12 protein-coding genes are annotated in these 19255 nt (G+C 70.0%); 5 read left to right on the forward strand and 7 right to left on the reverse strand.

Annotation, left to right across the window (positions count from 1 at the left end):
- Positions 1-245 precede the first annotated feature (245 nt).
- A complete protein-coding gene (locus tag AC07O8_RS04145) occupies positions 246-1520 on the reverse strand; it encodes a glutamate-5-semialdehyde dehydrogenase (protein WP_495046816.1) in 1275 nt (424 codons plus the stop codon).
- Between the two features lie 254 nt (positions 1521-1774).
- Here AC07O8_RS04145 and AC07O8_RS04150 point away from each other — a divergent pair, with 254 nt between their 5' ends.
- Together AC07O8_RS04150 and AC07O8_RS04155 are read left to right on the forward strand one after the other, a co-directional pair.
- Positions 1775-2185, forward strand: coding sequence for a BlaI/MecI/CopY family transcriptional regulator (locus AC07O8_RS04150; protein ID WP_495046817.1), 411 nt, complete (start codon positions 1775-1777; stop codon positions 2183-2185).
- Positions 2178-4556: a M56 family metallopeptidase gene (locus AC07O8_RS04155; protein WP_495046818.1), complete on the forward strand. Its 2379-nt coding sequence runs from the start codon at positions 2178-2180 to the stop codon at positions 4554-4556. The genes AC07O8_RS04150 and AC07O8_RS04155 overlap by 8 nt, the downstream gene beginning before the upstream one ends.
- Before the next feature lie 146 nt (positions 4557-4702).
- Here AC07O8_RS04155 and AC07O8_RS04160 read toward each other — a convergent pair whose 3' ends face one another.
- From AC07O8_RS04160 to AC07O8_RS04180, 5 genes are all read right to left on the reverse strand, one after another.
- Positions 4703-7591, reverse strand: coding sequence for a M16 family metallopeptidase (locus tag AC07O8_RS04160; RefSeq protein WP_495046819.1), 2889 nt, complete (start codon positions 7589-7591; stop codon positions 4703-4705).
- Positions 7592-7775: 184 nt separating this feature from the next.
- Complete coding sequence (locus AC07O8_RS04165; RefSeq protein WP_495046820.1) at positions 7776-8627, reverse strand: GNAT family N-acetyltransferase; 852 nt, start codon at positions 8625-8627, stop codon at positions 7776-7778.
- Positions 8628-8736: 109 nt separating this feature from the next.
- Positions 8737-9708 (reverse strand): AEC family transporter, encoded by a 972-nt coding sequence (locus tag AC07O8_RS04170; protein ID WP_495046821.1) that lies wholly within the window; start codon positions 9706-9708, stop codon positions 8737-8739.
- 177 nt (positions 9709-9885) lie between these two features.
- Positions 9886-11715, reverse strand: coding sequence for an ATP-binding protein (locus AC07O8_RS04175; RefSeq protein WP_495046822.1), 1830 nt, complete (start codon positions 11713-11715; stop codon positions 9886-9888).
- A gap of 165 nt (positions 11716-11880) precedes the next feature.
- Positions 11881-14565 carry a DNA topoisomerase III gene (locus AC07O8_RS04180; protein WP_495046823.1) on the reverse strand — a complete coding sequence of 895 codons (2685 nt, stop codon included), beginning with the start codon at positions 14563-14565 and terminating at the stop codon, positions 11881-11883.
- Between the two features lie 140 nt (positions 14566-14705).
- On the opposite strand from AC07O8_RS04180, the gene AC07O8_RS04185 reads away from it, so the two are divergent.
- The 3 genes from AC07O8_RS04185 (at position 14706) to AC07O8_RS04195 (ending at position 16957) form a co-directional block, all read left to right on the forward strand.
- Entirely contained in the window at positions 14706-15251 is a 546-nt protein-coding gene (locus AC07O8_RS04185; protein WP_495046824.1) for an SET domain-containing protein, read from the forward strand.
- Between the two features lie 155 nt (positions 15252-15406).
- Complete coding sequence (locus AC07O8_RS04190) at positions 15407-16258, forward strand: biotin--[acetyl-CoA-carboxylase] ligase (protein ID WP_495046825.1); 852 nt, start codon at positions 15407-15409, stop codon at positions 16256-16258.
- A 6-nt stretch (positions 16259-16264) separates the two neighbouring features.
- The gene (locus AC07O8_RS04195) at positions 16265-16957 is read left to right on the forward strand and encodes a hypothetical protein (RefSeq protein WP_495046826.1); all 693 of its coding nucleotides are present in this window, start codon (positions 16265-16267) and stop codon (positions 16955-16957) included.
- 305 nt (positions 16958-17262) lie between these two features.
- Here AC07O8_RS04195 and AC07O8_RS04200 read toward each other — a convergent pair whose 3' ends face one another.
- Entirely contained in the window at positions 17263-19047 is a 1785-nt protein-coding gene (locus AC07O8_RS04200) for a S8 family peptidase (protein WP_495046827.1), read from the reverse strand.
- Positions 19048-19255: the final 208 nt, after the last annotated feature.

Here is a 19255-nt window from a genome sequence, read left to right on the forward strand (position 1 = left end):
AGGACCAGCGGTTGTCGGGGAAAGCGGCAGGCCGGAAGTGTGCCAGCACCGCAATAGCGTGGCCGTCCAGGAGGGAACGCATGCAACGACTGCTCACGTTTGCGCTGGCCGCCACGGCCGCCATCTCAACGGCATTGTCATCGGCGCAGGCCGCTGAACCCACGGCCGACACCGCCGCCATCGCCCAAGTGCTGTTGTAACCGGGGGGCGCCGAGGTCGACCGCACGGTGCGCGTCGGGGCGGGATCAGCTCCTGATCTCGCCCTGGCCGAGCACCACCCACTTCATCGACGTCAGCCCCTCCAGGCCCACCGGGCCGCGGGCGTGGAACTTGTCGGTGGAGATGCCGATCTCGGCGCCCAGGCCGTACTCGAAGCCGTCGGCGAAGCGCGTGCTGGCGTTGACCATCACGCTGGCCGAATCGACCTCGCGCAGGAAGCGCATCGCGCTGACGTGGTTGGTCGTCAGGATCGCGTCGGTGTGGTGCGAGCCATGCCGGTTGACATGCGCGATCGCCTCGTCGAGCGAGTCCACGACCTTGATGCTGATGATGGGCGCGAGGTATTCGGTGTCCCAGTCCTCGGCCGTCGCGGGCTTGAGCAGGTCGCGCGGCACCGCTTCCAGCAGCGCCAGCGTGCGCGCGCAGCCGCGCATCTCCACGCCCTTGGCCGCGAACACCATGCCGATGCGGGGCAGGAAGTCCGCCGCCTGCTTCGCGTGGACCAGCAGCGATTCGGTCGCGTTGCAGGGGCTGTACTTCTGCGTCTTCGCGTTGTCGACGACGGTCACCGCCAGGTCCAGGTCGACCTCGGCGTCGACGTAGCTGTGGCAGTTCCCGTCCAGGTGCTTGATCACCGGCACGCGGGCCTCGCGGCTGATGCGCTCGATCAGGCCCTTGCCGCCGCGCGGGATGATGACGTCGACGTAGGCGGGCATCGCGATCAGCAGGCCCACCGCCGCGCGGTCGGTCGTGTTGACCAGCTGCACCGCGTCGCGCGGCAGGCCGGCTTCCTCCAGGCTGTCCGCCACCAGCGCCGCGAGCGCCAGGTTGCTGTGCAGCGCCTCGGAACCGCCGCGCAGGATGCAGGCGTTGCCGCTCTTGATCGCCAGCGAGGCGGCCTCGATGGTCACGTTGGGACGGCTCTCGTAGATCATGCCGAACACGCCCAGCGGCACGCGCATCTGCCCGACGCTGATGCCGGTCGGCCGGCGCTTCATGCCGGTGATCTCGCCGATGGGGTCAGGCATTGCGGCGATCTGCTCGCAGCCCTCGGCGACGGTGGCCAGCACCTTCGCGGTCAGTCGCAGGCGGTCGACCATCGGGGCATCCAGGCCCGAGGCGGTGGCGGCGGCGAGGTCGCGTCCGTTCTCGGTCGCGAGCGCCGGGCCGGCCTCGCGCAGGCGGCGGGCCAGCGCCTGCAGGGCGAGGTTGCGGGCGGCGGTCGGGGCGGCGGCCATCAGCGTCGCGGCCGCGCGGGCCGCCTCGCCGACGCCGGTCATGTAGGCGCTGAGGTCGGTCATAGGTCTTGGATTCTGACCGATGCCCCGCCGGCGTCGCCGCGCCGGGGCCATCGAAAGCCGCAAGGAGAGCCTTCGCGGTGTCACCCATGTCCCGGCACACCCGGCATACCCGGCACGCCTGTCACCCAGGTCCCGGCACATCAGCCTGCGGGCGGGCAGGGTGAGGGTTTGTCCCAGGAACCCGGCACTTGCGGTGGCGACGTCCGATCTTCTACAGTTGTAGTACGACAGGTGTAGAGATACGGGATCCGACGATGGACGAGTCGATCAACGACGACGGCAAGGGCGATGTGTCGCTCAGCGAGCTGCAGCTGGCGCTGATGCGCGTGCTGTGGGCGCGCGGGCAGGCCAGCACCGCCGAGGTGGCGGAGGCGCTGCGCGACCAGCAGCGCCCGCTCGCGCACACGACCGTGGCGACGCTGCTGTCGCGACTGGAGAAGCGCGGCCTCATCGCCAGTGAGCGCGACGGCCGCGCGCTGGTCTACCGCGCCGCGGTGAGTGAGCCGGAGGTGCAGCGCTCGATGGTGTCGGGGCTGCTGAGCACGCTCTTCGGCGGCCGGCCCGAGGCGTTGCTGAGCCATCTGGTCGAGGAAGGCGGACTCGGTGACGACGACCTCGCCAAGATGCGCGCGCTGCTGAAGAGCAAGGGAGGCCGCCATGATTGAAGCCCTCACCAGCTGGTTGTTGAACTACCTGCTGCACAGCACCGTGCTGCTCGGCGGTGTCTGGGCGCTGGAGCGCGCCGGCTGGCTGAAGCACCCCGCGTGGCGCGAGGCGTTCTGGCGTGCGGCCTTCTTCGGCGCGGTGCTGACGGCGAGCGTGCAGCCGCTCACACAGGTCACGCGGGTCGCGTTGCCCGACCTCTGGGCGCCGACGGCGCAGCACGTCGGGAACGGCGATGCCGGTCCGGAGGACGCGCTGTCGTCGAGCGTCGAGCGCGGATCGACGCCGGCGCCGGCGCCGACACCCGCCCCATCGCCGAACCCTTCGCCGAGCCCATCGCTCATCGAGCGGCCGGCCGATCACCTGACGGTGGCCGCGGATCGCGTCGTCGACATCGGCGACATCGGCGATGGCGCGATGATCCGGCGCCGCGAACTCCTGCGCGACGGTCTTGCCGCGCTGTTGCTGTCCTGGCCGCTGGTCGCGCTGTCCGGCCTCGGGCTCACGCTGGTCCGTTGGCTGCGACTGCGCCGCCAGGTGCGCGCGCTGCCGGTCTGCGAGGACGCCGAACTCCACCAGGCCGCGGCCGACCTCGCCGGCATCGCCGGCGTTCGCGCGCCGACGCTGCGCGTGAGCCCGCACTGGCCCAGCCCGCTGGTCGCCCCCGGCGGACAGATCTGCCTGCCGCAACGCCTGATGCGCACGCTCGACGGCCAGCAGCGCGTGGCGGTCCTCGCGCATGAAGTGGCGCACCTCCGCCGGCATGACCTCGCCTGGCGCCTGGCCGCCCGGCTGGTGTCGCAGCTCGGCTGGCTGCAGCCGCTGAACCGGCTGGCGATGCGCCGGCTGGACCTGCTCGCCGAGCTGGCCTGCGACGCCTGGGCCGCCGCCGAGGCCGGTGCCATGCCGCTGGCCGAGGGCCTGTACGTCTGCGCGCGCGACCTGGCGGCCGCGACCGCGGCGCTCGACGGCCGGCGCGGCACGCGCGCGATGCCGGTGCTGGCCAGTGCGATGGCCGCGACCCGGTCCCCGTTGATGACGCGCATGGATGCGCTGCTGGAGAACTCCCCGATGGCTGCAACTTCCCCCGCACGTCGCCGCCTGGGCCGCGTGCTGATCGCCGGCGGCCTGTGCGCCGTGGCGCTGGCCGTGCCGATGCTGGTCATCGGCAAGGCGCCCCGGTTCAGCGTCGACCTGAGCGGCGTCAGCGGCGCGGTCTCGTCGGCGTTCAGCGGCATGAAGGTCACGCGGCAGGTCGTGATCGCCGACGGCGTCGAGCGGCGCGTGAACTACTCGGGGGATCTGGCGTTCAACGACGACGAGTCCGACCTCGTCTCGCTCGACGACAAGCTCACGATCATGGAACGGGCCGACGGCGTGACGCGCCGCCTCGAGATCGTCGCCGACGGGAAGGGCGGGCAGGTGCGTCGCTTCTGGCTCGACGGCGACACGAAGCCGATCGATGCGCAGGCGCGGGCCTGGATCGCCGGCCAGATCGGTCTCATCGCCGAGAGTGTCCAAGGCAGCGGCCCGCGGGTGCAACGCCTGCTCCGCCAGGGCGGCACCGAGGCGGCACTCGCGGACATCGGCAAGGCCGGGGACGCCATGGCGCGTCGCAGCCGCATCGAGGCGCTGCTCGAGAGCGGCCCGCAGAGCGACGAGACCGTGTCCCAACTGATCGCGCTGGCCGGCGGGATGACGGACGACTTCCAGCGCCGCACCGCGTTCATCGCGCTGATCCAGCATCGGACGCTGGCGCCGGGTCAGCAGCGCGCCTTGCTCGAGCAGGTGCCGACGCTCAGCGGCGACTTCGACCGCCGCGAGGTGCTGGTGGCGCTGTCCCCGCAACTGGCCAACGACGCGGCCGTGATGACCGCGTGGCAGCAGGCGGTGCGCGGCTTCGGCGGCGACTTCGACAAGCGCACGGCCATCGTCGCGCTCATCGACGAGGACCGCGAGGCCACGCCGGACCGCCTGCGCACGGCGATCGCCGCGAGCGACATGATCGGCGGCGACTTCGACCGGCGCACCGTGCTCGAGGCGGCGGCGCACCAGATGCACGGGGACGCGGGGCCGTATGCCGCGGCCTATGTCGACGCGGTGCGCGGCATCGCCGGCGACTTCGACCGCCGCTCGGCGCTGACCGCGTTGATGGACGAGACCCGGGTCGACCGCGAGGTCGCGCTGCAGGTGCTGCGCGCCGCGGTCGGCATGAGCGCCGGCTTCGATCGCGCCGAGCTGCTGATCACGCTGGCGGAGCACCTGCCGGCGGATCCGGAGGTGGTGACGCAGTACCGGCAGGCCGCGCGCGGGCTGAGCACGCACGACCGGGGCCGCGTGGAGGCGGCGATCGACCATCTGACGCCGTCCTGAGCGCCGTCCTGAGCGCCGTTTTGAGGGCCGTCTTGAGCGCCACGCTGCCGCTGATGCTGCCGCATTGATCCCAGGGACGACGCAATGAAGAACGGACGCCGAGGCGTCCGTTCTGCGTGGTCGTCAGGCCGTCACGGCCTGGCGGATCACGGCTTGGCGGCCGAGGCGGGCGCCGACGGCGCGGTCACGTCGACCGGCGCGCCCTGCAGGTCGCGGATCTCCAGCGGCTTGCGACCGAAAACCTCCAGCTGCGGCAGCACCTTCGCCTTGTCGCCGACGGCCACGACGATCAGCGCGGCCGGATCGACGTAGGTCTTGGTCGCCTTGTAGGCGCTGCCGGCGTTCACGGCACCGTACTTGCGCGGCAGCGACGTGATGCTGTCCGCCGGCGCGCCGACCGCCCATTCACTGGCGTAGCTCGAGGCCACGACGCGGTTGGTGTCGAACAGCCCCGGCAGCGCCAGCAGCTGCGCGTTGCGCACGCGGTTCAGCTCGTCGGCGCCCATCGGCTTGGCGCGCATGCCGTCGATCTCCTTGAACATGTCGGTCAGCGCCGGGCCGGTGACGTCGGTGCGCACGCTGCCGCGGATGCCGAACAGGCCGCTGTCGCGGTTCATCGTGTAGGCCGAGTAGATGCCGTAGGTGTAGCCCTTGACCTCGCGCAGCTGCGTGTTGATGCGCGACGTGAAGAGACCGCCCATCGCGGCGTTCATGACCTTGATGTCCTCGGCGTCGGGCGTGCCGGACTTCGGTCCGGGCGCGACGACGCTCAGCGCGGTCTGCGGCGCGTTCGGCTTGTCGACCAGGATCACGCGGGCGGCGACCGGCTGCGGCGCGGCGGCGTTGACCGCGGCGGCGGCCGCCGTCGGACGTTCCCAGCCGCCGAACAGGCGCTCGGCCAGCGACTTGAGCTCGTCGGCCGAGATGTCGCCGGCGACCACCAGCGCGGCCTGGTCGGGCCGGTAGTGCGTCGACCAGAACTGGCGCAGCGCGGCGGCGTCGGTGGCCTTGATCGAGGCCTCGTCGCCGATGGCGGCCTTGGCCAGCGGATGGCCTTCCCCGTAGATCACGCGGTTGGAGACCACCGACGCGACGGCCGGCGCCTGCTCGCGCTGCTGCTGCAGCGCAGCCAGGCGCTGGTTCTGCAGGCGCGCGATCTCGGCGGCATCGAAGGCCGGGTGCAGCGTCACGTCGGCGACCAGCGCCAGCGTCTGCGCAAAGTTGCGCTTCAGGCTGCTGGCCTCGATGCGGGCTTCGTCGCGGCCGGCGCCCGTGGTGATCGCCGCGCCCAGCGCGGCGGCCTCGTCGGCGATCTGCTGCGCGGTGCGCGTCTGCGTGCCTTGCTGCAGGATGCCGGCGGTGAAGCTCGACAGGCCCGGACGGTCCGCCGGGTTCGCGGTCTGGCCGGCGCGCACGACCAGCGTCGCGCTCACCAGCGGCAGGCCCGGATTCGGCACGTGGATCAGCGTCAAGCCGTTGGCCAGCGTCATCCGCTTGCCTTCCGGCAGCACCGGCGCCTTGGCCTTGCCGCCCTTGGGCTGCGTCTTGCGCCAGGCGACGTCGGCGTTCATCGACTCGCGCTCGCCCTTGGCGGCCTTGTCCGCCATCGGCGGGGTCGCGACTTCCGGCGCCAGCTTCTGCTCGCCGGGCGTCGCCAGCACGACGACGCGGGCGTTCTTCTTCAGCTGCTGCGCGACGACGTCGCGGATCTTCTCCGGCGTGATCGCCTGGTAGCGCGCCAGGTCCTTGCCGATGTAGTTCGGATCGCCGGCCTGCTGGTTGTAGTAGTTGATCTGGTCGGCCAGGGCCTGGACCTTCTCCAGGCGCGCCAGCGTGCCGGTCTCGATGGCGGCGCGGGCGCGGGCCATCTCCTCGGGCGTGGGCGGGTTGACGGACAGGTCCGCGACCGCGTCGTCGACGATCTTCTGGATCTCGTCCAGCGACTTGCCGGGACGCGCGATCACCTCGACCGAGAACACCGAGCCCAGCGACAGCGAGTACTGCTGCACCTGCACCGACTGCGCCAGCTGCTTGTCATAGACCAGCGTCTTGTAGAGGCGGCTGGACTTGCCGCCGCCCAGCACGTGCGAGGCGAGGTCCAGCTCGGCGTCGCCGGGCTGGAACACGGCGGGGGTGTGCCAGGCGATGTCCAGGCGCGGGAGCTCGATGCGGTCGGTGACCTCGACGCGCTTCTCCTCGGTCAGCTTCGGCTGCGGCACGTTGACCGGCGGCACCGGATCGCCAGCCTTCAGCGGGCCGAAATATTTCTGCACCAGTTGCCTGGCCTGCGCCGGATCGAAGTCGCCGGCCAGCACCAGGGTCGCGTTGTTCGGGCGGTAGTAGCTGCGGGCGAAGGCCTTGACGTCGTTCAGCTTGATCGACTGGATGTCGGCGTGCGAGCCGATCACCGTGGCGCGGTACGGATGGCCCTCGGGGAACAGCGCCTGGTACAGCGCTTCCTCGACGATGCCGTAGGGGCGGTTCTCGACGGACTGGCGGCGCTCGTTGCGCACCACGTCCTGCTGGTTGGCCAGCGACACCGAATCGACCTCGTCGATCATGTAGCCCAGCATGTCCGACTTCAGCCACAGGCCCAGTTCGAGCTGGTTGGACGGCAGCGTGAAGAAGTAGTTCGTCCGGTCGAAGTCGGTCGAGCCGTTGGAATCGGTGCCGCCGGCGGCGTCGATGATCTTGTCGGCCGTGCCGCGCGGGATGTGGCGGGTGCCGGCGAACATCAGGTGTTCGAACAGGTGGGCGAAGCCGGTCTGGCCTGGCGCCTCGTTGCGCGGTCCGGCGTGCACCCACAGGTTGAAGGCCACCAGCGGCAGTCTGTGGTCCTCGACCAGGATCACCTCGAAGCCGTTGGCCAGCTTCACCTTCTCCAGCTTCACGTTGAGCGTGCCGCCGACGGCGGAGACGGCGCTGGTGCCGGCCGCGGCCGGCGCGGCCAGGGCCGCGGAGGTGAGGGCGGTGCCGCCGAGGGCGGTCAGGACGGCCAGGGTGATGGCGGCGGGTGCCGCAGGCATGAATCGCATGGTGGGACGCTTCCCTTCTATGTTGGTGCGGGGCACGCTAACCAAAGCGGGCGCCCCTCACAAGTGCCGGAACTCCGAAATATCAAGGTTCGGCGAGTTGGAACCGATCGGCTGGCCGGTCCCACGTCAAGGCGCCGTCAACACGACGCCGGGTCAGGATGGCATCCGTGGCGGATTGAGCCGGTCAAAGCGGCCGCAGCATCAGCTGCTGGTGCAGCGGCTGGGCGACGGCCCCCAGCGCGCGCAGCGCGCCGCCGCCGAGGTCCTCGCGCTGCAACTGGGGCACGCGCAGGCGGCGCTCCGGGTACACGGCGGCGAGGGCCTGGATCAGCGCCCGGGCGTCGGCCTCGCGCGGCGCGATGAAGCTGTGGACCATCACGGTCTCGTCGGGAAGGCTGAAGACGATCTGGCCGTCCGCGGTCTGCCAGCCGTGATAGTCGACGCCATGCCGGATCGTGGCGGCCGTGACCTGCAGCGGCAGGTCGGGGATGCGGTGCTCGGCGGCGGCCAGCCAGCCCAGCAGATGCGGCATGTCGATCGCGTGGAGCGCCCCGCCGGTGGCCGGCGCGATCGTGCCGGGTTCGGCGACGTAGCCGAACAGGTCGTGCTGCCGGCGGAAGCCGCGGCCCTCATACAGACGGCGCGCGCGCTCGTTCTGCGCGAAGACCTCGAGCTCCACGGCCCGCAGTCCGGCCGAGGCCGCGCGGGCGATGAAGTCGTCGAGCAGCGCGGGCGCGGCCCCGGTGCCGCGCGCGGCGGGCAGCGCGCCCATGGTCGCGAGGCGCCAGCGATTCGACACCGGCCGCGGCGCCACGAACGCGAACGCCAGCGGCGCGCCGGTCGGGTCGAGCGCCACGCGCGACAGCGGCAGGTCCACGCCCTGCCGCGCGAGGAACATCGGCCACTGCGCGAACGGGATCTGGAACGGGCCGATCAGGTAATCGGCGAACGCCGCGGTGAACGCGGCGTGGAGGATCTCCGGCGCCACTTCGTCGGCGCGGACGAAGGAGAACGGGGAGGCTGCGTTCGAAGTCATCGTCGGTGCCGTCATGTCGTCCTGGTCGGTTATCCCGGTAGCTCGTGCTGGTAGCTCGTGCTGGTAGGTTGTGCTGGTGTCGCGAGGTGCAGACCGGCGGGCCGCCGGTTCAGGTGAGCCAGGCTGGAATCGCCAGCCAGATCGGTGCCGTGGCTGCGAACAGCAGCGTGCCCAGCACGATGGCGCCGGAGGCTTCCGCTTCCAGCGTCCGGTAGCGTTGCGCGAACATCATCGCGTTCGAGCCCGGCGGCAGCGCCGCCATCATCACGATGACGGCGAGCGGCATGCCCGACAGGCCGAAGCCCCAGTGCGCGATGCCCAGCACCAGCGCGGGCAGCACCAGCAGCTTGAGCGCGGCCAGGCCGAGCAGCGTGCGCATCGCGCCGCGCGGCAGGCCGTAGTAGGACAGCGACATCCCGATCAGCACCAGGCACAGCGGCACCACTGCGCTGCCCAGCATCTGCAGCACCTCGTCGAGCACCGCCGGTAGCGGGATGCCGGTGGCGTGCCAGGCGAAGCCGCACAGCACCGGCAGCACCACCGGGTGGATGACGGTGTTGCGCATCGTCGTGAGGATGGTCCGCTTCAGGCTCGCGCCGCCGCTTGTGTGGCGGGCGAGGTCCATCTCGACGAGCACGGTCGCCAGCGTCAGCAGCGTCAGCGCGTGCAGGCTGACCACGGTGATGTGGACGGCGAGGCCGCTCTCGCCGAACACCCCGGCCACCAGCGGCACGCCGACCTGCAGCGTGTTGCCGAAGCTCGCGGTGATGCTGCGCACGGCGGGTGCGGCGGGGTTGCCGGGATGGCGCTTGCGTTCATAGAGGTAGACGGCGACGAGCATCAGCACCACCGGCGCGAAGAACGCGGCCACGGTGAGCCACGGCAGTTCCGAGATCTCCACCCGCGCGGTGGTCCGGAACATCAACGCCGGAACGAACAGGTAGAACGCGATGTTCGAGAGGATGCGGGCCGGGTCGTTCTCGCCGCCGGCCTTGCCCAGCCAGCGCATGTGCCCGACGAACCAGCCCATGCCTGCGGCGATGAAGATTGCCAGCAGCTTGTAGAACAGGACGGCGGTCATGGCGAAGGAGTATGCCGCCCGGCGCACGATGCCCGCGCGCCGCCCGCACAGCAGCCTCCGTTCAACGTGCAGTCAGCGATTGCCACTGGGGCCGGAATGGTGCTGGGGGTTCCCGGAGGGATGCCCCCTGCACCGTGGAGTGCCCGCGCTTGGCGAGGCGAAGTTCGAAAGGCCGCGTCAGGACGCCAGCGGCAGCTCCAGCGCGAAGCTGAACCGGCTGCCTTCATCGGGCGAGGTCTCGACGGTGATTTCTCCGCCCATGAGCCGCACGAGCTGCTGGCTGATCGCGAGCCCGAGCCCGGTTCCGCCGGTGCGGCGCGACTGGTCGGCCACCTGCTCGAACGGTTGGAAGAGCCGCTCCATCTGATCCGGCGCCATGCCGATCCCGGTGTCCGAGACTGTGAAGCGCAGCATCAGGCTGCTGGGCCCTTGCGCCACCACGTCGACGGCGAGTCCGATGCGCCCGTGGTCGGTGAACTTCACCGCGTTGGACAGCAGGTTCAGCAGCACCTGCCGCAGACGCTGCCCGTCGGCCCGCACGCGAGAGGGCAGCTGCGGGTCCAACTGGACGGCGAAGGCCAGGCCCTTCTCGGCCGCGCGAGGCCGCATCGATTCGCTGCAGATCTCCAGCAGCGCCCGCAGGTCGATCGGGCTCAGCTGCAGCGTCAGCTTGCCGGCCTCGATGCTGGCCACGTCCAGCAGGTCGGTGATCAGCACCAGCAGATGTTCGCCCGATTCGCGCATCAGTCGGATGCGATGCTTCTGCGCGTCGTTGAGCGAGCTGTCCATCTGCAGCAGCTGCGCGAAGCCCAGGATCGCGTTCAACGGTGTGCGGAACTCGTGGCTCATCGTGGCCAGGAAGCGGCTCTTCGCCTGATTCGCGGCTTCCGCCCGCTGCTTGGACTGGGACAGCTCCACGGTGCGCTCGGTGACGAGTTCCTCCAGGTGGTCGCGATGCTGCGTCAGTTCCTGCTCCGCCAGCCGGCGCAGCGTGATGTCGCTGACCAGGCCCTCGATGCGCGGCGCCCCGTCGAGCACCAGGTGCAGGCTCAGCTCGACCCACAGGTCGCGGCCGTCGCGCGTCGTCACCAGCAGCGGCACCTGCTGCAGCAGGCGATGCCGCTCCAGCGCGCGCGCCAGACGGCGGTACTCGTCGCGCTCGATGCGCGCCATGCGCCGCAGGGTCACGCCTTGCGCGGCCTCGGGATGCCCCAGCCCCAGCATCTGCGCCAGCGCCTTGTTCACGCGCAGCAGCCGCCCATGGCCGTCGGCCTGGAAGATTCCCTCCGCCGCGTTCTCGAACAGGCTGCGGTAGCGCTGCTCGCTGCTGCGCAGGCCTTCCGCGAAGTCGCGCAGCTTGCCGCTCATCGCGTTGAGCTGCTCGGTCAGGTCGCCGATCTCGTCGGCGTGCTCGGGCTCGATGTGGGCGCCGAGTTCGCCGCTGGCGACGCGCTGCGCCAGGCTGCGCAGGCGCGAGACCGGACGCTCCACCAGCCGCCGCACCAGCACGTAGCTGGTCAGCGCGATCGCCAGCAGCACCGTCGCCAGCAGGCTGGCCACCAGACGGCGCGTCTCGCCCAGCGTCTGGTCGATGTAGCTGCGGGTGTAGACCAGCGTCGCACGGCCCAGCGCGCCCGCCGGCCCTTGTGCCCCGGCGCGGTGGCTCAGTTCGAATTCCAGCGTCAGCGGTCGCACCGCCGCCGTCTGGCGCGAGCGCTGCAGCGTTTCCAGGCCAGGGGCGGCCAGCGTGATCGACTGGACCTCCGGATCCGCCATCACGGCGTCCAGCAGCTCCGACAGCGCGGCGCTGTCCAGGTTCCAGACCGGTTCCGCGAAGCCGCGTGCCACCAGCTGCGCCATGCGCTGCTGGCGCTCGGTCAGCGCCTCGTTGAGTTCGTGCTCGTGGCGGTCGACCCAGTACAGGCCGATCAAGCCCACCAGCACCGTCGCGCTGAGGCTCAGCGCGGCGACCAGCCGCGTCTGGATGCTCAGCGTCGATCGACCCATGACCGCATGCCCTCTCCTGAATCGCAAGATTGTTTGCGGTCGAGTGTCGCGCAAATGCAAGGCGCGTCCGGGCTTTGAGGCACGAACCGACCCCCCAGGATTTCACGGGTTGCGATTTGGGGGCGCGCGAAAGCTGGTCTCGGGCGCCAGCGGCCCCGGAAGGCCTCAGCCCTTGGCGGTCGCCTTCTTCGCAGCGACCTTCCTGGCCGCGGGTGCCTTGGCCGCCGGCGCCTTGGCCGTGGACTTGGCGGCGGGTTTGGCGCCGGTCTTGGCCCCCGGCTTCGCGGCGCGCGGCTCGAACTCGAACATCACCTTGCCTTCCTTCTTGTCGTAGGCGAGGAAGGCCTTGAACTTGCGACGCGTCTTGTTGGAGACGAAGTTCTCCAGCAGGTCCGTCTTGCCGGTCGCCAGCAGCTTGGTCATCTGCTCGGCCTCGATCGGCTGCTGCAGGATGATCTTGCCGCTCTTGAAGTCGCAGGTGATCTTGTCGCCGACGGCGTGCTCGCAGACGTAATTGCTGCCGAAGTCGAAGACGCGGCCATTGCACTTCGGGCAGTGGCCCAGCGCGGTGTGGCCGCTGAAGTCGACCGGCTCGCCGTTCTCCTCGGCCTTCTTCGCGTCCTCGCCGAAGTCGAACTCCAGCTTCCAGTTGTCGATCTCGGCGTCGAACACCAGCGCCAGCTCGGCCGTGAAGGGCCAGCCCGCCTTGGAGCGGAAACCCTCCAGCGGGCCGACCTTCTTGTCGCGCAGGAAGGTCTCGACCTCGGCCAGCTCGAAGCTGCGGCCGCCCGGGATCTTGGGGATCGAGAAGCCGCACTCGTCGCCGTTGCCGACCTTGCCGGTGCAGGTGAAGCGGCGGTAGTTCTCCTTGACCACGCCGCCGCATTTCGGGCACGGCGTCTTCAGCGTCGCGTAGTCGCCCGGGATGGTGTCGCGGTCGTACTCCTTGGCCTTGCGCACGACCTTCTCGGTCATCGCGGCGATCTCGGCCATGAAGGCCTCGCGCTTGAGGCGGCCCTTCTCCATCTCGGACAGCTGGAACTCCCAGTTGCCGGTCAGCTCGGGTTTGGTCAGTTCCTCCACGCCGAGGCCGCGCAGCAGCGTCATCAGCTGGAAGGCCTTGGCGGTCGGGATCATCTCCCGGCCTTCGCGCAGCATGTACTTCTCGGCCAGCAGGCCTTCGATGATCGCGGCCCGCGTGGCCGGGGTGCCCAGGCCCTTCTCGGCCATGGCCTCGCGCAGCTCGTCGTCGTCGACCAGCTTGCCCGCGCCTTCCATCGCCGACAGCAGCGTCGCTTCCGTGTAGCGGGCCGGCGGCTTGGTCACCAGGGCCTTCACCTCGGTGCTTTCGGTGCGCACGACCTCGCCGGCCTTCACCGGCACCAACATCGCGCCGCTGGTGCCCGGCTCGGCGTTCTCGTCGGTGGCTTCCTTGCCGTAGACGGCCTGCCAACCCGGCTTCACCAGCACCTTGCCGTTGGTCTGGAAGGTGTACGACTTCGCCGGCGTCTTCACCGTCGAGATGCGCGTCGTGACCTGGAACTCGGCCGGCGGGAAGAACACCGCGAGGAAGCGCTTGACGACCATGTCGTAGAGCTTGGCCTCGGCCTCGGTCAGGCTGCTGGGCGCCTGCAGCGTCGGGATGATCGCGAAGTGATCCGACACCTTGGTGTTGTCGAACACCTTCTTCGTCGGCTTGATGTAGCCCTTGTCCAGCGCCGTGCGCGCGTGCTGCGCCAGCGGCTGCAACGGGCCGGGCATGTTCGCGCTGGCGATCATGCGCGCCGTGTCCTGGGCGACGATCAGGTAGTCCTCGGGCAGGTAGCGCGAGTCGGTCCGCGGGTAGGTCAGCACCTTGTGCTTCTCATACAGCGCCTGTGCCAGGCCCAGCGTCGTCTTGGCCGAGAAGCCGAAGCGCGAGTTCGCCTCCCGCTGCAGCGTGGTCAGGTCGTACAGGCCGGGGCTGGCCGTCGTGCTGGGCTTGGACTCCTCGGTCACCGTGGCGGGCTGGCCCAGCGCGGCGGCGGCGATCGCGTCGGCCTCGGCCTGCGTCCAGACGCGGTCGGCGCGCTGCTCGGGATCGTCGGCGTTCTTGTTGAACGCGGGATCGAACCACTTGCCCTCGTACTGGCCGGCCTCGGCGTCGAAGCTGCCGCGGATCTCCCAGTAGTCGCGGTAGACGTGCTTGCGGATCTTCTCCTCGCGCTCGACGACGATCGAGAGCGTCGGCGTCTGCACGCGGCCCACCGTGGTCAGGAAGAAACCGCCGTCGCGCGAGTTGAACGCGGTCATCGCCCGCGTGCCGTTGATGCCCACCAGCCAGTCGGCCTCCGAGCGGCAACGCGCCGCGTCGGCCAGCGGCAGCATCTGCTGGTCGGTGCGCAGCTGCTCGAAGCCGTCGCGGATCGCCTGCGGCGTCATCGACTGCAGCCACAGCCGGCTCACCGGCTTGGCCACCTGCGCCTTGGCGGTACCGGCGTACTGGACGATCAGGCGGAAGATCAGTTCCCCTTCGCGCCCCGCGTCGCAGGCGTTGATCAGCGAGGTCACGTCCTTGCGCTTGATCAGCTTGACCAGCGCGTTCAGCCGGCCCTTGCTCTTGTCGATCGGGTTCAGGTCGAAGTGCGGCGGGATCACCGGCAGGTGGGCGAAGCTCCACTTGCCGCGCTTGACGTCGAACTCCTCCGGCGCCTTGATCTCCACCAGATGGCCGACGGCCGAGCTGACGACGTACGCGTCGTTCTCGAAATACTCGTCATGCTTCTCGAACTTGCCCGACAGCGCGGTCAGCGCCTTGACGATGTCCTGGGCCACCGACGGCTTTTCCGCGATCACCAATGCCTTGCTCATGCGCTTGCTTCTTTCCTCTTCGTTCAGGTGTCCAGGATCTTCATGAACGCCTGCCTACAATCCGGCCTCGCGCGCTCACGCGCCTACGTACGTGTGTACACGCGCGCGCACCCATGAATTCAATGTACCGGACTCGCTCCATGTCGCAACCGCGCCCCGCTCCGAGTGTTCCCGCCCCCATCGATCCGCTCGCGGACGCGGACGCGGGCGCCCAGGCGCCTGCCGCCAAGCGGTCCACGCGGATCCAGGTCCGCGCCTCCGGCGTCCATGGACGCGGGGTGTACGCCCTGGTGCCGCTGCAGGCCGGCGAGAAGCTCATCGAATACAAGGGCGAGCGCATCGAATGGGACGAAGCCCTGCGTCGCCATCCGCACGATCCGTCGCAACCGGACCATACCTTCTACTTTCACCTTGAGACCGGCGGGGTCATCGACGCGGCCGTCGGCGGCAACCAGGCGCGCTGGATCAACCACGCCTGCAGCCCCAACTGCGAGGCCCAGGAGGTCGACGGCCGGGTGTTCATCCATGCGTTGACGGACATTTCCCCTGGCGAGGAGCTGTTCTACGACTATGGTCTGGTGATCGACGAACGCTATACGCCCAAGCTGAAGAAGCGGTTCGAATGCCGGTGCGGCACGCCGGGATGCCGGGGCACCATGCTGGCGCCCAAGGAGCGCAAGCGCTGAACGGCGGGGGGGACCCTGTCAGGTCCTACAGCCACCGATTCATGGTGCGGGCCCCCGGACGGGGGCCATCTCCCTCTAGACTCCGGCCATTCACGACCACCGGGCCGACCCGCCCGGGAAGACCAAGACGAGATCGCAGGATCACATTCGCGGCGATGCAAGAACATCAGAACTGGGGCGCAGAGGCCCTGTGGCAAGACCTGGAGCCGTTGCTGCCGGGGCTCAGCATCGAGGTGCTGGCGCGGGTCGAATCGACCAACGCCACGCTGATCGAGCGCGTGCGCCGCGACGAAGGCACCGTGGCCGCGGGACGTGCCGGCGATCGACCCTACGGGCGCCGTCAGCATGACCTGCATCCTTGCCTGCTGATCGCGGAACACCAGACCCACGGCCGCGGCCGGCAGGGCCGGGCGTGGCACAGCACGGCCGGCGCGTCGCTGACCTTCTCGCTGTCGATGCCGGTGGAGGTCGCGGACTGGTCCGGCCTGTCGCTGGTCGTCGGCGCGGCGATCGCCGAGGCGCTCGACCCCGAGGGCAGCCGCCTCGGCCTGAAGTGGCCCAACGACCTGTGGCTGGACGAACGCAAGCTGGGCGGCATCCTGATCGAGACCGTGCCGGCCGGGAGTTCGCGCATGGCGGTGGTCGGCGTGGGCCTGAACGTGTCGGACCGCGCGAAGGTCGCGGAGTCGCAGCTCAACACCGGCTTCGCCTGCCTGCAGGAACTGATTCCCGATGTGACGCCGCCGCAGGCGCTGGCACGGCTGGCGCCGGTGCTGGTGAAGGCGCTGGCGGCATTCCCGCAGACCGGATTCGGCGCCTGGCGCGAGCGTTTCGCGCGGCGTGACCTGCTGCAGGGCAAGGCGATCACCGCCGGCGTCCTGGAAGGCACGGGCGCGGGCGTCAGCGATCGCGGCGAACTGCTGATCGACACCCCGCAGGGCCGCCAGACGGTCAGCGGCGGCGAGGTCAGCGTGCGACTCGGCGGCACATCCGCCGGACAGGGGTAAGCCACGATGCTGCGCGCCGCGGTCGTCCTGCTCTTCGTCGTCAACGTGCTGGTGTTCGCTTGGAACAAGGGGTGGATCGCCGGCGTGGCGCCCGCCACGCCGCGGCTGGACCAGCAGGTCAACCCGGAGCGGCTGTCGCTGCTCAACCAGAAGGCCGTCACGCAGCTCGCGGCGCGGTCCTGCCTGGAACTGGGGCCGCTGATCGGCGATGAGCTGCTCAAGCGCGCCAACGCGGCGCTGACGAACGCCGGGATCCCGGCGGCGTCGATCGAGACCACGGCCGTCAACACCGGCGGCGTGTGGGCGCTGGCCACCATCAAGATGCCGAGCAAGGACTTCCGCGAACGCAAGGAAGACACCTACCGCAGCGCCAAGATCGCGTTCGAACCCTTGCAGGGCTTCCCCGACGAACAGCCGACGCTGGTGCTCAGCAAGCACGACAGCGAGGCCGCGGCGCTGGCGGCGCTCGACGGGATGACCAAGCGCAACTACAAGGGCCTGCGCGTGATGCGGCTGCAGGAGCCGCTGCAGCAGACGACGCTGCGCGTGGCCCGCCTGGATGGCACGCAATCCGGAAAACTGAACGCGCTGGCCAATCCGCCTTGGGGCGAGAAGCGCAAGGACTGCTCGGTGGAGGCGCCGGCGGCGTCATCCGCCGCCAGCGCCGCGAACGGCTCAGGCTCGGGCGCGAGCCGCTGACGACAAGACCTGACCCTTCCTCCCCGCTTCTGCCGCTTCTTCCGCTTGCAGGAGCGCTCCGCCCTTCTTACTCCCTCTCCCGCCTGCGGGAGAGGGCAGGGGTGAGGGCCAGCGGCCGAGGAAGTACTGAAGCCTTGTCGCTTCTCCCCGCTGGCGGGAGACCGCCCACCTGACCCGTTCGGGGCGTTGGCCGCCGAGGCATGAGGCCCCGGAGGCAAGCTCCGAAACCTCACGCCTCACCGTCCCCAACCAGTTCCGTACTGCCCCGGTTTTGCTACCGAGGACTTCTTCAGGTTCTGGCTCGATTACTCCGAGCGGCTCTTGACCAGACGCGGCTTCGGCCAACGCAACGCCACGATCGCCAGCACCAGCGCGGCCAGCCAGAAGCCGCTCATCGCACCACCACCGCCGCCACCCGACGAGGTGTTAGTGGGCGTGGTCGGCGTCGTGGGCGTCGTCGGCGTGGTGACAGGCGTCACCGCCGCCACCGCCGCATTCGCATCCAGCATGCCGGCACCGCAGGTGGCCGTCGTGCAGTTGCACTCGAGTTGCGGCTGCGTGCTGTTGCCGGCCACGCACTGCGCGACGCCGGCAGCAGGCGCCGGGAACGCACGCGCCGACGACTGCAGCGCCGCCTTGATCCGCGTCGGCGTCAGCGTCGGATCCACCTGCAGCATCAGCGCGATCGTGCCGCTGACCAGCGGCGTCGAGAAGCTCGTGCCGGTGCCGCTGAAGTTGAAGGCGTTGTTGTTCGCGACCGGGGTCGTGGTGCCGCTGTTGCTGGTGGACAGGATCGGATACAGGCAGGGGCTGCCGGGCGTCGTGTTGACGCAGTTGCCACCCGGCGCGCTGATCGTCACCTGCGGGCCGAGGTTGGAGAAGCCGACCTTGGTCCCCGCATGGCGCACACCGGCGACCGCGATCACGTTGGCGCAGTTGGCCGGCGTGCCGACGGCGATGCCGCCCTCCTTGGTCGGGTCGTCGTTCTCGACGCCGTTGCCGGCCGCCACGACGACGGAAACGCCGTTGTTGTACGCCGCGGTGATCGCGTCCTGGTAGGTCGGGGTGCAAGCCCCGTCGCCGCCCAGGCTCATGTTGATGACCTTGGCCGGGTTGCTGTTGGTGGGCAGGCCGGGCACGGCGACACCCGCCGCCCAGCGCATGCCCGCGGCGATGTCGGACGCCCAGCCGCCGCACTTGCCCAGCACGCGCACCGGCAGGATCTTGGCGCCGTAGGCCAGGCCGGCCATGCCTTGCCCGTTGTTGGTGAGCGCCGCGATCAGGCCCGACACGCGCGTGCCGTGCCAGGAACTGGAGCCGATGTCGTCGGCGGTGCAGCCGCTCAGTCGGCCGCCGTCGATGTCGGACTGATCGACCCAGTCGCCCGGGTCGCTCGGATCACTGTCGGGACCGTTGCCGTCATTGGCGGCGGCGACCGAGTTCGCGTCGCTCCGGTTGCCGAAGCCGATGAGGTCGTAGCCGGCGACGAATTGGCCGGCCAGGTCCGGATGGTCCATGCGCACGCCGGTGTCCAGCACCGCGACGACGACGCCGCTGCCGGTCGACTTGTCCCAGGCCGCCGGCGCGTTGATCGACGAGAGCACCGTCGAATCCGGAGCCTTGAGGTACCACTGGCCCGCAGTGACGCCCTTGCTGGCGGCGGTCGCATAGAACTCGTCATTGGGCGTGGAATAGTGCTTCCACCAGCGGTCGACCTCGACCGACTCGACGTCGCCGTCCGCGGCCAGTCGCTTGGCGAGTTCCGCCGAGCTCATGCCGCTGGCGGTGTAGACGTGGGTGCGGTCGTCCAGGCTGCGGCGCGCCTGCAGCGAGGCGGCATGCCTCAGGCCGAGCGTCGTGCCGCGCACCTGCGCGATGTCCTTCGCTTCGGAGGGGGTGGCGCGCGCCGCGAGCGGTCGCGCCTTGACGGCATCCGCCTGGGCCTTGAAGCGCACGATCACGCGCGCGAAGTCGGGTTGCTGGTCCGGCTTCAGGGCGGCGCCGGTGGCCGCGCCGGCGCTGCCGGCTCCGAACAACCCGATCAGGGCCAGGGCAGCGGCGATGCGCTTCGGCAAACACAGCACGGACATGCGGAAACTCCACAAAACTGAGCTAGCCAGTTTATGGGTGAGGCCGCTAAGAAATTGCTAATGACATGACACATTTGCTGCGAGGCCTCACCTCTTAAGGGGGATTCCTCACGCAAACATCGGTCATCGGCCCACCAAGTGGTGACTGTTCGTATCGAGGGCGTTCCAGGAACGAAAAAGCCCCGCCGGGGCGGGGCTTCGAAGGGGG

Source organism: Roseateles sp. GW821-FHT09G09 (genome assembly GCF_059415965.1).

What these genes read in the sequence shown, in the direction of transcription:
- AC07O8_RS04160 (WP_495046819.1), bottom strand. Translation starts at nt 7,591, where the DNA reads ATGCGATTCATGCCTGCGGCACCCGCCGCCATCACCCTGGCCGTCCTG.
- AC07O8_RS04195 (WP_495046826.1), top strand. Translation starts at nt 16,265, where the DNA reads ATGCTGCGCGCCGCGGTCGTCCTGCTCTTCGTCGTCAACGTGCTGGTG.
- AC07O8_RS04145 (WP_495046816.1), bottom strand. Translation starts at nt 1,520, where the DNA reads ATGACCGACCTCAGCGCCTACATGACCGGCGTCGGCGAGGCGGCCCGC.
- AC07O8_RS04175 (WP_495046822.1), bottom strand. Translation starts at nt 11,715, where the DNA reads ATGGGTCGATCGACGCTGAGCATCCAGACGCGGCTGGTCGCCGCGCTG.
- AC07O8_RS04165 (WP_495046820.1), bottom strand. Translation starts at nt 8,627, where the DNA reads ATGACTTCGAACGCAGCCTCCCCGTTCTCCTTCGTCCGCGCCGACGAA.
- AC07O8_RS04155 (WP_495046818.1), top strand. Translation starts at nt 2,178, where the DNA reads ATGATTGAAGCCCTCACCAGCTGGTTGTTGAACTACCTGCTGCACAGC.
- AC07O8_RS04170 (WP_495046821.1), bottom strand. Translation starts at nt 9,708, where the DNA reads ATGACCGCCGTCCTGTTCTACAAGCTGCTGGCAATCTTCATCGCCGCA.
- AC07O8_RS04190 (WP_495046825.1), top strand. Translation starts at nt 15,407, where the DNA reads ATGCAAGAACATCAGAACTGGGGCGCAGAGGCCCTGTGGCAAGACCTG.
- AC07O8_RS04200 (WP_495046827.1), bottom strand. Translation starts at nt 19,047, where the DNA reads ATGTCCGTGCTGTGTTTGCCGAAGCGCATCGCCGCTGCCCTGGCCCTG.
- AC07O8_RS04150 (WP_495046817.1), top strand. Translation starts at nt 1,775, where the DNA reads ATGGACGAGTCGATCAACGACGACGGCAAGGGCGATGTGTCGCTCAGC.
- AC07O8_RS04180 (WP_495046823.1), bottom strand. Translation starts at nt 14,565, where the DNA reads ATGAGCAAGGCATTGGTGATCGCGGAAAAGCCGTCGGTGGCCCAGGAC.
- AC07O8_RS04185 (WP_495046824.1), top strand. Translation starts at nt 14,706, where the DNA reads ATGTCGCAACCGCGCCCCGCTCCGAGTGTTCCCGCCCCCATCGATCCG.